Origin of the sequence: Amycolatopsis mediterranei, assembly GCF_026017845.1 — a bacterium.
Classification (GTDB): Bacteria; Actinomycetota; Actinomycetes; order Mycobacteriales; family Pseudonocardiaceae; genus Amycolatopsis; species Amycolatopsis mediterranei.
This window is the reverse complement of the sequence record NZ_CP100416.1, coordinates 2,999,554-3,011,825: the sequence shown is the minus strand read 5'-3', so window position 1 is coordinate 3,011,825 and position 12,272 is coordinate 2,999,554. Positions and strand designations below refer to the sequence as shown.

Below are 12,272 nucleotides of genomic sequence, written 5' to 3'. Positions count from 1 at the left end.
CCCGCGCCGCGCCCGCGCCGGGCCCGGGGGGCAACACCTCCCCCCGGGCCCCGGCCGCCCGCTTTCGGGGGTCCGGGTGGCTTAGCCCCCGGCCCGGGGCGAAGCCCCGGTTGTCACCGCGTGACGCGGAGAACTCAGGCGTCCCAGGCGAACAGCCGGTCGCCGGCGGCGACCTCGCGCTCGGTGTCCAAACCGGACAAAACCTCCGCCGAGGCGTCCAGTGCGACGACCGGGACGATCGCCGAATAGCCCGCGGCGGTCATCGCCTCCGGGTCCCAGCTGACGATCGGCTGGCCGGCCCGCACCTGCTCGCCCTTGACGACGTGCAGCGTGAAGCCCTCGCCCTTCTCCTTGACCGTGTCGATGCCCAGGTGGACCAGCACGGCCTGGCCGCCATCGGTCGCGATGACGTAGGCGTGCGGGTGCAGCGTCGCCACCGTGCCGTCGACCGGCGCGACCGCGTCCGAGCGCCCGCCCGACGGCTGGACCGCGATGCCCGGGCCCACCATGGCCTGCGCGAACACCGGGTCGGGGACCTCGGTGATCGGCACCACCCGCCCGGCGACCGGGCTGAGGATGTCGAACGTCACAGCAGGTCCTCGATGTCGCTGGCGATGGTGTCCGCCTCCGGCCCGACGATCACCTGCAGGGCCGACGAGCCCATCTTGACCACGCCCATGGCGCCGGCCTTCTTGAGCGCGCCCTCGTCGACGAGGCTCATGTCCTCGACCTCGCAGCGCAGCCGCGTGATGCAGCCCTCGATCTCGGTGAGGTTCTCCGTGCCGCCGAGTGCGGCGAGGATCTTTTCGGGCCTGTCATCCGCCATCGCGGTCTCCTTGATCACTGTTTGTTCCCAACCTGACGCGAACCGCGTGTCCACCTGTACTACGCCGTTCGTCCGCTTGCACCCCGCCGCGGGCCACGAACGGATAACGGTGGTTGACACCCGTCCGCGCGGCGGAGCATCCTGCCCCATCAGATCATTGGTCTAGACCGGAACGTACCAATGTTCCGGGCCGGATGCGAGCACCGGTCCCCGGTGGAGCGAGAACGAGGAGGGTGACGCCGATGAGCGCGGCCGCGCACGTCCCGCCACCCGACCGGGTCGTCAACGGGCCCACGCCCAAGCACGCCCAGCTGCGGGAAATCCTCCGCCGCACGGTGGAGCGCGAGCTCCCGCCGGGCGCGCCGATCCCGTCGGAACGCGAGCTGGCGCAGCGCTACGGCGTGTCGCGGCTCACGGTCCGGTCGGCGATCGGCAAGCTGGTCGAGGAGGGCCTGCTCGCCCGGGTCCGCGGCAAAGGCACGTTCACCGCGGCCCGGCGGATGGAGCTGCAGCTCTACCTGATGTCGTTCACCGACGACATGCGGAGGCGGGGGCTGACCCCGACGACCGAGGTGGTCTCGGCGGCCACCGAGGTGCCGCCCACCGCCTCGGCACACGCCCTCGGCCTGGCCGAGGGCGCGACCGCGCACCACCTGGTGCGATTGCGCCACGCCGACGGCGTGCCCCTGGCCGTCGAGCGCGGCTGGTACCACGCGGGCCGGGCTCCCGGCCTGCTCGGGCTCGACCTGACCCAGTCCATTTACTCGCAACTGGCCGAGACGTACGGTGTGCGTCCCGACCAGGCGTGGCAAACGGTCTGGGCCGAAGGCGCGGACCGCGAGACGGCCCGGCTGCTCGGCATGCGTGCCGGCAGCCCGCTGCTCGTGTTCCGCCGGGTCTCCAGCGCCAACGGCGACCCGATCGAAGACATCACGTCCTGGTACCGGGGAGATCACTACCAGGTGACCATGCAGTTGGACCGGAACACCCCGGAACCCGGTCAACCACCCCACTATGGAGGATCCAGATGAGCACCACCACCGCGGAGGGGGCGAAGAAGGGCGGCGGAGGTCTTGCCGGCCTGCAGCGCTTCGGCCGCAGCCTCATGCTCCCCATCGCCACGCTCCCTGCGGCGGGCATCCTGCTCCGGTTCGGGCAGGACGACTTGCTCGGCAAGGACGGCCTCGGCTGGGACAAGGTCGCCGCCGTCATCGGCGCGGCGGGCAACGCGCTCTTCGACTTCCTGCCCCTGCTCTTCGCGATCGGCATCGCGGTCGGCTTCGCGCGCAAGGGTGACGGCTCCACGGCCGTCGCCGCCGCCGTCGGCTGGGTCGTCTTCAACCGCGTGATCCAGGCCATCGCGCCGGTCAGCACCCAGGCGGGCTACAAGCCGGCCTGGGACAGCTCGCCGCTGCACTGGCCCTACAGCGTCCTGACCGGCATCGTGTCCGGTATCGTCGCCGCCCTGCTGTGGCAGCGGTACCACCGGATCAAGCTGCCCGCGTGGCTGGCGTTCTTCGGTGGCCGGCGGTTCGTCCCGATCATCACCGCCTTCACCATGATCATCTTGGGCGTGCTCTTCGGGATCGTCTTCAAGTACGTCGACGCGGGCATCCACAACCTCGGCGAGGCGATCGTCGGCCAGCCCGTCATCGGTGGCGGCATCTACGGCTTCTTCAACCGCCTGCTCATCCCGGTCGGTCTGCACCAGCTGCTGAACGTCCCGATGTGGTTCATCTTCAACGGCGGCGACCTGACGAACTTCTTCAGCCACGTGCAGGGTTCGGGCGCGTTCATGACCGGGTTCTTCCCGATCTTCATGTTCGCCCTGCCGGCCGCGGCGCTCGCGATCTGGCAGACCGCGCGCCCGGCGCAGAAGAAGATCGTCGGCGGTGTGATGATCGCGGCCGCGCTGACCTCGTTCATCACCGGTGTCACCGAGCCGATCGAGTTCTCGTTCATGTTCGTGGCGTGGCCGCTGTACATCTTCCACGCGGTCATGACCGGTGTGTCGCTGGCGCTGGTGAACGCCCTGGACATCCACCTCGGCTTCTCCTTCTCCGCCGGTGGGATCGACTTCCTGCTCAACTCGAGCCTGGACACCGCGCACAAGGCGTGGCTGCTCATCCCGATCGGGCTGGTCTTCGGCGTGATCTACTACTTCGTGTTCCGGATCGTGATCACGAAGTGGAACCTGCGCACGCCGGGCCGCGAGGACGACTCGATCGAGTCGGACCTCGAGCGGACGGCCGCGAAGTAACATCCGTACCGACGTAACCCCGTAGGGAGAGGACGAACATGCCGGAGAAACGCGTCGCCGTGGCCAGCAAGGTGGGGCTGCACGCCCGGCCGGCCGCGCTGGTGGCGAAGGCGGCCGCGGCGCAGCCCGTCGCGGTGCAGATCGCCAAGGCCGGCGGAAGCCCGGTGGCCGCCGGCAGCGTGCTCAACCTGATGACGCTGGCCGCCGGCTACGGCGACGAGGTCGTCATCAGCGCCGAGGGCGAGGGCGCCGAGGAGGCCGTGGAAGCGGTCGCCCAGCTGGTCGCCACCGACCTCGACGCCTGAGTGCCACTCCGCGAAGGCCTCCGCACCGGCTCCCCGACAGCCGGTGCGGGGGCCTTCGCGGCGTTTCGTAGGCTGGCCCCATGGAGAGCGTGCGCCTGATCGACGAGTGGCCGGTGGACAACGCGGCGACGGCCGTGGTGGCGGCGGACGGGAGCGTCGCGGGCCGCCACGGCGACACCGCGCGCAAGTTCCGGCTCGCCTCGGTCTCCAAGCCGCTGACCGCCTACGCCGCGCTCATCGCGGTCGAAGAGGGCGTCGTCGAGCTCGACACCCCGGCCGGGCCCGAGGGCTCGACCGTGCGGCACCTGCTGGCCCACACCTCCGGGCTCGCCTTCGACGCGCACAAGGCGATGGCCGCGCCCGGCACGCGGCGGCTCTACTCCAACGCCGGGTTCGAGCAGCTGGCCGACGCGCTGGCCGAGCACTCCGGCATCCCGTTCGCGCAGTACCAGGCCGAGGCGCTGTTCGCCCCGCTCGGCATGGCTTCGACGGCGCTCGACGGCTCGCCCGCGTCCGGCGCGGTGTCCACTGTGGACGACCTGGCCGCGTTCGCCGCCGAGCTGCAGGCCCCGAAGCTGCTGGACCCGGCCACCGTCGCCGAAGCGACGGACGTCGTCTTCCCCGGGCTCTCCGGCGTGCTGCCCGGGTTCGGCCACCAGAAGCCCAACGACTGGGGCCTCGGCTTCGAGATCCGCGACCACAAGAGCCCGCACTGGACCGGTGCGCACAGCTCGCCCCGCACGTTCGGCCACTTCGGCCAGTCCGGCACGTTCCTCTGGGTCGACCCGGACGCGGGCGCGGCCTGCGTCGCGCTGACCGACCGCGCGTTCGGCCCGTGGGCCGCCGAGGTCTGGCCGCCCTACACCGACGCCGTCCTGGCGGAACTGGGCGCGTGAAGCGGTTCTTCCCCGCCGCCCTCCGCTGAGCTACCGCGAGCCGACGGGCGCCACGATCACCCGGCGTCGGCGAGCTGACGCGGTTCCCTTTCCCTGAGGGAAATTCGCCGACCGGACGTGATGCCCAACGACCCCGCCGGGACAGGGTCCAAAGACCCTGCCGCCGGCCGGGCGCGAGTGGTGTCCTAGGAGGGTGCAGGCCCGCCGCAGGGCCGGTGCGGGGACCTCGGGCCCCGGCGGGCCGCACACCTTCTTCACTCCGTCATGACGCGGATGGGCTCCCCCGCCTCGTAGGCCGCGATGTCCTCGACCGCGTCGCCGTAGAAGATCTCGTAGACCTCGCGGGCGACGAAGCCGATGTGCGGCGTCAGGACCGCGTTGTCGAGTGTCCTCAGTGGATGGTCGGCCGGAAACGGCTCGGTGTCGTAGACGTCCAGGGCGGCCGCGCGGATCTCCTTGCGCCGCAACGCGTCCACCAGCGCCGCTTCGTCGACGATCGGGCCGCGCGAGGTGTTCACCAGCAGCGCCGTCGGCTTCATCGCGGCCAGCTCGGCCGCCCCGACCAGGCCGCGGGTGCGCTCGCCGAGGACCAGGTGGACGGACAACACGTCCGACCGGGCGAACAGCTCGTCCTTGGTCACCGCGGTGACGCCGTGCGGGTCCGCCTTCTCCTGCGTCAGGTTCTGGCTCCAGGCGATGGTCTCCATCCCGAAGGCCTGTCCGATCTTCGCCGCGCCCGCGCCGAGCCTGCCCAGGCCGAGCAGGCCGAGCGTCTTGCCGTGCAGCATGGTGCCGACGGAGGTCTGCCAGCCGCCCTCGCGCATGGACCGGAACTCCTGCGGCAGGTTCCGCGACGCGGCCAGGATCAGCGCCCAGGTGTGCTCGGCGGTCGGCGCCCCGAGGTAGCCGGTGGCGGACACGACGACGCCGTTGCGCCGCGCGGCGGCCACGTCGATGGCCGCGTTCCGCTGGCCGGTGCTGACCAGCAGTTTCAGGTCGGGGAGGGCGTCGAGCACCGCGGCCGGGAACCGGGTGCGCTCCCGCATCGCGACCACCGCTTCGAAGCCCTGCAGCTGCTTGACGACGTCGGTCAGGGGTTCGGTGAAGACCGTGATGTCGGCCTTCAGCGAGTCCCAGTCACCGAAGGTGAGGGCGACGTTCTGGTAGTCGTCGAGAATGGCGATCCGCATGGCCTCACCGTAGTAGGTGGGGCACTTCAGCCGGTCTCCGTGGCGGGTGGCTCGCCCGGGAAGAGGATCGGGCTGAGCAGGTACCGGGCGCGGCCGGGTGCGGCCGGGTTGGCCAGCCGGGGCAGGATCGCGGCGCGCAGTTCGCCGACCATGGCGACGAGTTCGTCCCGGTCCAGCCAGATCGCGTGCTGCTGGTAGCCGACGGGGTCGACGAGCGGGTCGGCGTCTTCGCGGTCGAGGTAGGCGTTGAACTCGGCGACCAGGGCGGCCACCGCCACGGCGAATCCGCGCCGGTGGTCCTCGAGCGACATCGACGCGGCCGCGCCGGGGTCGATGGAGGCCCCTTCCCGGCGCAACCCGTAGTGGCGCTCGACCGCGCCGCGGACCCGGCGTTCCTCGGCCACCTCCAGGACGCCGCCGGCGGCGAGCAGGTCGACGTGCCGGTAGACCATGGCTTTCGAGACGTCCGGCAGGAGCGCGCAGAGCTGAGCGGTCGTGAGCGTCCGCTCGCCACGCATGGCGTGCACGATCCGCAGCCGCACCGGGTGACCCAGCAGTTCCAGAGTGTCCACTCCCCAACAGTCTCATGTGGTGATACCGTTCGCAAAATACGAGAACGGTGGAGGGCGGGGATGACGATGGCAGGAACGGATCCTGCGGCGGTCGCCACGGCGGTCGTCGACATGGCGGCAACGGGACGCTATGCGGAGGTCGAGGGGTTGTTCGCCCCGCGGCTGCGGGCGGCGGCGTCCGCCGACACGCTCCGGGTCGGCTGGGAGACGGAGATCGCCAAGATCGGGCCGGTCCGGGCGGTCGGCGACCCGGTGAGCGAGCCGGCCGGGGCGGGGCTGGTCCGGGTGAGCGTTCCGGTGACCGGGGCGCACGGGGGCCTCACGGTGGTGATGTCGGTCGACGACGCCGGCCTGCTGCACGGCCTCCGGCTCGCGCCGCCGTCCGGCACGACCTGGGCGCCGCCGGCCTACGCCGAGCCGGACCGGTTCACCGAGCACGAGGTCACCGTCGGCGCCGGCCCGCTCGCGGTGCCCGGCACGATCACCCGTCCCCGGAGGCGTGGCCCGTGGCCGGGGCTGGTGCTGCTCGCCTCGGGGCCCGCCGACCGCGACCTGACGACCGGGCCCAACAAGCCGTTCAAGGACCTGGCGTGGGGGCTGGCCTCCCGCGGCATCGCGGTGGCCCGGTTCGACAAGGTGACCCACGTCCACCCCGAAACCGGTTCCGCGGCCGGCTTCACGATGGCCGACGAGTACGTGCCGCACGCCGTCGCCGCCGTCCACCTGCTGCAGCAGCAGCGGAAAGTGGACCCGGTGCGGGTGTTCGTCCTGGGGCTCAGCGGTGGCGGCAAGGCGGCTCCCCGGGTCGCGGCCGCCGAGCCGTCGGTCGCCGGCCTGATCAGCCTGGCCGGTGACACGCTGCCGCTGAGCCGGGCGGCCGTCCGGGTCGCCCGGCACCTGGCCGAGCTGAACCCCGGGCCGGCCGCCGCGGCGGCCGTCGAGTCGGTCGCGCGGCAGGCGGCGCTCGTCGAGGACCCCGGCCTGTCCCCCGCGACCCCGGCGGCGGACCTGCTGTTCGGCTGGCCGGCCTCGTACTGGCTGGACCTGCGCGGCTACGACCCGGTCGCGACCGCAGCCGGGCTGGGCCGGCCGATCCTCATCCTGCAGGGCGGCCGCGACTACCAGGTGACCGCGGCCGGCGACCTCGCGCGCTGGCGGGAGGGCCTGGCCCGGCGGCCCGACGTCACGATCCGCGTCCACGACGCCGACGACCACCTGTTCTTCCGCGGCGAAGGACCGTCCACCCCCGCCGGGTACGAGTCGCCGCAGCACGTCGACCCGGCCGTCGTCACCGACATCGCGGACTGGATTTCGACGCCGCGGTGAGGGTCCACCACGCCGCGGCCGACGTGACGCAGGCCTCTTGAACACGTTCAAAAACCGGGCTACCGTCCTTCTTGAACACGTTCAAAACAAGGAGGAACCATGGACCTGATCGTCGTCGCCTACGCGCTCTACCTGCTGCTCAGCATTCCGCTCACCGTGCTCGTCGCCCGGACGCTGAGCAAGCACGGCCGCACCTTCCTCACCGAGGTCTTCGCGGACAGCCCCGGCCTGGCCAACGCCGTCAACCAGCTGCTGGTCGTCGGCTTCTACCTGGTCAGCCTCGGCTTCGTGGCGCTGTTCCTGACCAGCAGCACCCTGGTGCTGACCACGCGCGGGGTGTTCGAGCTGCTGTCGGTCAAGATCGGCACGGTGGCGCTCGTGCTCGGCGTCATGCACCTGCTCAACGTCCTGGTCTTCAACGGCATCCGGCGCCGCCACCTGGCGCCGCCCGCGCCCGCACCGGTGCCGCTGCCCTACCCCGGCATGCCGCAGGCCCCGCCCTTCCCGGCCCCCTGACGGCCGCGGCACTAACGTGCAGCGCGTGGCCAAGAGCGAGGAAACGCGGTCCCTGATCGTCACGACCGCGATGCGGCTGTTCACCGAGAACGGCTACGACCGCACGACGATGCGCGCGATCGCCGCCGAAGCGGGCGTCTCCGTCGGGAACGCCTACTACTACTTCTCGTCCAAGGAACAGCTGATCCAGGGCTTCTACGACGAGATGGCCCGGCAGCACCTGACCGCGGCCCGCCGGCTGCTGACCGGCGAGACCGGCTTCGCGGCCCGGCTGAAGGCGGTGCTGCTGTGCTGGCTCGACGTCGCCGAGCCCTACCACCGCTTCGGCACGCAGTTCTTCGTCAACGCGGCCGACCCGGAGTCGCCGCTGAGCCCGTTCAGCGACGACTCCTCGGCCGCTCGCGAAGCGTCGATCGGTCTCATGCGCGAGGTCGTCGAGGGCTCCGACGTCAAGCTCGACCCGGAGCTGCGGGACCGGCTGCCGGAGCTGCTCTGGCTCTACCAGATGGGCGTGGTGCTGTTCTGGGTCCACGACCGCTCGGCCGGCACGAAACGCAGCCGGCTGCTGGTCGAGCGCAGTGTCCCGCTGCTGGCCCGGCTGGCCGCGCTCTCCCGGCTGCGGGTGTTCCGGCCCGTCAGCCGGGAGATCGTCGACCTGATCCAGGAGCTCGCCAAGCGGGACTGACCGCGCGGAAGTACAGGAACCGGGGCTTGGTCCGCAGGTTCGCCGTCCACTCCGGATCGGCGGCCTCGGCGTCGGCGACCGGCATCGGCTCCACCAGGCGGTCCACCGCGAAGCCCGCGTCACGGACCGCCTGGAACGTCCAGCTCAGCGGGCGCCGGTGGAAGCGCACCACGGTGCCGGGCGGGAACTCGTCCTCCAGCAGCTCGAGCTCGAAGTAGTTCTCCTTGCCGAACCACCGCCAGTCCTCGCCCGGGTGGTGCACCGAGAACACCAGCACCCCACCGGGTTTGAGGACCCGCCGGAACTCCGCCAGTGCCTGGCCCCAGTCCGCCAGGTAGTGCAGCACGAGCGACGCGGTGACGACGTCGATCGAGCCGTCCGGCACGGCGAGCGGCCCGGCGATGTCCGCGACCTCGAACCGGGCGACGTCGCCGAACTTCCGGCGCGCGACGGCGATCATGCCCGCGCTCGAGTCGACGCCGAGGACCTCGGCACCCCGCCCGGCCAGGAGCGCGCTCAGGTGCCCGGCCGCGCAGCCGGCGTCGAGCACGCTCAGCCCGTCGACGTCGCCGGCCAGGTCGAGGATCGCCGGCCGGTCGTAGAACGCGTTGGTGACGGACTTCTCCGCGTGCTCGGCGTAGGCCTCGCTGTGGCCGTCGTACTGCGCGGCCCGCGCGCGGCCGAGGATCTCCTCGACCACCTCCGTCTTGGCGTCGGCGTAGTTCTGGATGTACGTCCACGTTTTCGCGGCGAGTTCACGCTTCTTCGCCGCGTACAGCTCCCGCTCCTCCGGGTGCGAGCGCAGTCGGTCGCGGAAGAGGCGGTAGCGCGGCGTCTGGCCGTTGCCGGGCGAGTAGACGTGCAGGTTGATGTTCGTGTCCGGGCCCTTGAAGCAGCGGTGCTTCTCCCAGTCCGGTTCGCGGATGACGAGCCGGTAGCCCGCCGCCTCCAGCGCCGGGACGTAGGCGGCCTCCTCGTCGGAGTCCGGCACCTCCAAGAGGATGTCGACGATCGGCTTGGCGCACAGCCCCGGCACCGACGTCGAGCCGACGTGCTCGAGCACGAGCACCCGCTCCCCCAGCGCGCCCCGGATCCGCTCGGCTTCACGCTCGAAGAGCTTCGGCCACTCCGGGTCGTAATCGGCGAGCGTGACGGTCGAGTTCAGCTTCGGCGCTTCGCCGACCCACGCCCCCTGAACCTCTTCGTCGCTCGACGCGTCTTGACTGGTCATTCCGGCAGAGCCCCTTCAGCACGGCAGTCGGCCAGATTATCAACGCGCGCAAGCGATTTGTGCTCAGTCGATCGGCAGCGGCAGCAGGTCGCCCGTCGCGGCGCGCAGGGCGTCCCGCATCGCCGCCCGCGGGGCCGGGCGGCCGGTGAAGTGCTCGGCCTGGCCGAACGCCTGGTGCAGCAGCATGTCCAGCCCCGTCGCCAGCCGGCCCCCGCGCGCGGCCACCGCTTCGGCGAGCGGTGTCGGCCACGGGTGGTAGATGACGTCGAGGACGTGCTCGACCGCGGCGAGCTCGGCGACGTGCGCGGCGACCGCGTCCGGCGGGACCGTGTTCACCAGCACCGCCGCGGACCCCAAGGCCGCGAAGTCCGTCTCGGCCCAGCGCAGGACGTCGACGTCGAGCGCGGCCCGCTTCGCCGCGTCGAGCGTTTCGCCGGCCCGGGCCGGGTCGCGCACGACCAGCCGCACCTGCCGGACCCCGAGGGCGGCGAGCCCGACGACCGCCGCCGCTGCCGTCCCGCCGCCGCCGAGCACGACCGCGGTGTCCGCGGGGGACGGCTCGTAGCCGCCCGCGGCGCGCAGCGCGCCGGTGACACCCTCGACGTCGGTGCAGTCCGCGAGCCAGCCGCGCTCGGTGCGGACCAGCGTGTTGGCCGCGCCGACGGCGGCCGCGCGCGGCGTCACCTCGTCCGCGTGGTCCAGCGCCGCGCGCTTGCCCGGCATGGTGACCGAAAACCCGGCCCACTCCGGGCCGAGGCGCCCGACCAGGCCCGGGAGCTCCTCGGCGCTCGTCTCGATGCGCTCGTAGGTCCAGCCGGTCAGGCCGAGCGCGGCGAACGCGGCGCCGTGCAGCACCGGGGACAGCGAGTGCGCCACCGGCTTGCCCAGCACAGCGGCCTTCCGGGCCTCAGATGACACCGCGGGCCTTGGCCAGGTCCCGGTTGCGGTTGTGCTCGTCGTTGCTGACCGCGAAGCAGGACAGGCCGTTTTTCTCGCACTTGACGAAGTACAGCCATTCGCCGTCCGGCGGCTTCACCGCGGCCTTGATCGCGTCCGAGCTCGCCACCGCGATGGGCGTCGGCGGCAGCCCAGTGTTCCGGTAGGTGTTGTAGGCGCCGGATTTCGCCCGGTCGGCTTCGTCGGTCAGCAACGTCGGCCGGTCCAGCACGTAGTTGACGGTGGAGTCCATCTGCAGCCGCATGTTTTGCGCCAGCCGGTTGTAGATCACCCGCGAGAGCTTGCCGAAGTCGGCCTTCACCGCCTCGCGCTCGATGATCGAGGCGATGATCAGCGTCTGGTACGGCGTCACCCCGGGCCCGGCCGACTGCGGGGTCAGCCCGGCGTTCTGGATCGCCTCGGCCGAGCTGTGCACCAGCTGCCCGAGGATGTCCTGCGCGCTGGACCCGGGCTTGACGTCGTACACGCCGGGCGCGATCAGGCCTTCCAGCCTGCGGTCCTTGCGATCGGCCTTGTTCGCGGGCTCGATCGCCCAGTCCGGCACGCCGAGCTGCTTCAGGTCCGCCCCGTCGACGGTCTTGCGCAGGTCGTCCGCCGAGACGCAGGTGCTCTTGCCGTTGAGCTGCGCGCACGACGCCTTCGCCATCAGGCTGTACACGCCGGGCGTGACCTTGCCGTCGGGCTGGGTGATGTCGTCGAACTGCGTGTACGGCCGGATCTCCAGCTGCCCGACCCGCGAGGCCGGGGTGGTGAGCCGCTCGACCGCGCTGGCGCCGGACATGTGCGACTTCATCACGTAGAAGCCGTGCTGGACCCGGGCGAGCTTGGGGTTGCCCTCGCCGGCCTTCACGAACGCCTTGCTGCTGGCGACGATCCCCGCGGTGGTGAGCTTGACGCCGATGGCCGACGTCGTGTCGCCGTCGTCCACCTGGAACACCACGTCCTCGTTGCCGGCGCCGTCGAAGTCGTCGTAGCCGAAGAACTTGTTGAAGCCGTACCAGGCGCCGCCGGCGAGCAGGGCGATGACCGCGATCGCGGCGATCCAGCCGAGGGCGCGCTTGCCCTTCTTCCGCGGCTTTCGCGGCTCTTCGTACTCCTCGTCGTACTCCGGCTCGTCGTAGTCCTCGTAGTCGTCGTACTCGTCGTAGTCCGCGTACTCGTCGTCCTCGGCGACGAGCCCGGGTTCCTCCGGTGACGTCCTCGGCGGCTCGGCCGGGGGCAGCGGGGCCAGCGCGGGCAGGACGTCGGTGACCGGCTCTTCGCGGGCCGGCGGCGCCGCCGGGCGGCGGCGCGGCTCGGCGCCGGGTTCGGGCACGCCTACGGTGCGGTCACCCGGCTGGGCGAGTCGCCGTGCGGGCGGTTCGGGCGCCTCGCGACGCGGGTCGGCGTCGGGATCCGGCGCCGCGCGGCGCCGCCGGGCATCGACGGACTCGGCCGCGTCGGGAGCGGCCCGGCGGCGGACCGGCGGACCGGCGGCCTCCGCCGGCTCGGGTGCCGGGGCACGCCGG

Annotated in this window: 14 protein-coding genes; 7 read left to right on the top strand and 7 right to left on the bottom strand. The window is 72.0% G+C overall.

The window, feature by feature from the left end; translation table 11 throughout:
- Positions 1-134: 134 nt before the first annotated feature.
- Together ISP_RS14390 and ISP_RS14385 are read right to left on the bottom strand one after the other, a co-directional pair.
- A complete protein-coding gene (locus tag ISP_RS14390) occupies positions 135-590 on the bottom strand; it encodes a PTS sugar transporter subunit IIA (protein WP_013224597.1) in 456 nt (151 codons plus the stop codon).
- Positions 587-826 (bottom strand): glucose PTS transporter subunit EIIB, encoded by a 240-nt coding sequence (locus ISP_RS14385; protein ID WP_034284356.1) that lies wholly within the window; start codon positions 824-826, stop codon positions 587-589. Before ISP_RS14385 ends, ISP_RS14390 begins: the two co-directional genes overlap by 4 nt.
- Before the next feature lie 242 nt (positions 827-1,068).
- Here ISP_RS14385 and ISP_RS14380 point away from each other — a divergent pair, with 242 nt between their 5' ends.
- The 4 genes from ISP_RS14380 (at position 1,069) to ISP_RS14365 (ending at position 4,287) form a co-directional block, all read left to right on the top strand.
- Entirely contained in the window at positions 1,069-1,857 is a 789-nt protein-coding gene (locus ISP_RS14380; RefSeq protein ID WP_013224595.1) for a GntR family transcriptional regulator, read from the top strand.
- Positions 1,854-3,086, top strand: a complete 1,233-nt coding sequence (locus ISP_RS14375) for a PTS transporter subunit EIIC (protein WP_013224594.1) — start codon at positions 1,854-1,856, stop codon at positions 3,084-3,086. The genes ISP_RS14380 and ISP_RS14375 overlap by 4 nt, the downstream gene beginning before the upstream one ends.
- Positions 3,087-3,124: 38 nt before the next feature.
- The gene (locus ISP_RS14370; RefSeq protein ID WP_013224593.1) at positions 3,125-3,391 is read left to right on the top strand and encodes an HPr family phosphocarrier protein; all 267 of its coding nucleotides are present in this window, start codon (positions 3,125-3,127) and stop codon (positions 3,389-3,391) included.
- Positions 3,392-3,471: 80 nt separating this feature from the next.
- Positions 3,472-4,287, top strand: coding sequence for a serine hydrolase domain-containing protein (locus ISP_RS14365; protein WP_013224592.1), 816 nt, complete (start codon positions 3,472-3,474; stop codon positions 4,285-4,287).
- 254 nt (positions 4,288-4,541) lie between these two features.
- Here the strand turns inward: ISP_RS14365 and ISP_RS14360 are convergent, their stop codons facing one another.
- Positions 4,542-5,477, bottom strand: a complete 936-nt coding sequence (locus ISP_RS14360) for a D-2-hydroxyacid dehydrogenase family protein (protein WP_013224591.1) — start codon at positions 5,475-5,477, stop codon at positions 4,542-4,544.
- 26 nt (positions 5,478-5,503) lie between these two features.
- Positions 5,504-6,049, bottom strand: a complete 546-nt coding sequence (locus ISP_RS14355; protein ID WP_013224590.1) for a helix-turn-helix domain-containing protein — start codon at positions 6,047-6,049, stop codon at positions 5,504-5,506.
- A gap of 60 nt (positions 6,050-6,109) precedes the next feature.
- Between ISP_RS14355 and ISP_RS14350 the strand changes: the two genes are divergently transcribed.
- From ISP_RS14350 to ISP_RS14340, 3 genes are all read left to right on the top strand, one after another.
- Entirely contained in the window at positions 6,110-7,375 is a 1,266-nt protein-coding gene (locus tag ISP_RS14350; protein ID WP_013224589.1) for an alpha/beta hydrolase, read from the top strand.
- Positions 7,376-7,474: 99 nt separating this feature from the next.
- Positions 7,475-7,891, top strand: coding sequence for a hypothetical protein (locus tag ISP_RS14345; RefSeq protein ID WP_013224588.1), 417 nt, complete (start codon positions 7,475-7,477; stop codon positions 7,889-7,891).
- A 25-nt stretch (positions 7,892-7,916) separates the two neighbouring features.
- Positions 7,917-8,576, top strand: a complete 660-nt coding sequence (locus tag ISP_RS14340) for a TetR/AcrR family transcriptional regulator (protein WP_013224587.1) — start codon at positions 7,917-7,919, stop codon at positions 8,574-8,576.
- Here the strand turns inward: ISP_RS14340 and ISP_RS14335 are convergent.
- From ISP_RS14335 to mltG, 3 genes are all read right to left on the bottom strand, one after another.
- Complete coding sequence (locus ISP_RS14335) at positions 8,527-9,807, bottom strand: GrpB family protein (protein WP_013224586.1); 1,281 nt, start codon at positions 9,805-9,807, stop codon at positions 8,527-8,529. The two genes, ISP_RS14340 and ISP_RS14335, sit on opposite strands and share 50 nt — an antisense overlap.
- A gap of 63 nt (positions 9,808-9,870) precedes the next feature.
- Positions 9,871-10,725: a shikimate dehydrogenase gene (locus ISP_RS14330; RefSeq protein WP_071831604.1), complete on the bottom strand. Its 855-nt coding sequence runs from the start codon at positions 10,723-10,725 to the stop codon at positions 9,871-9,873.
- Positions 10,715-12,272: endolytic transglycosylase MltG (gene mltG / locus ISP_RS14325; protein ID WP_265049905.1), on the bottom strand; the 1,558-nt coding region annotated here is incomplete at its 5' end. The genes mltG and ISP_RS14330, both read right to left, overlap by 11 nt.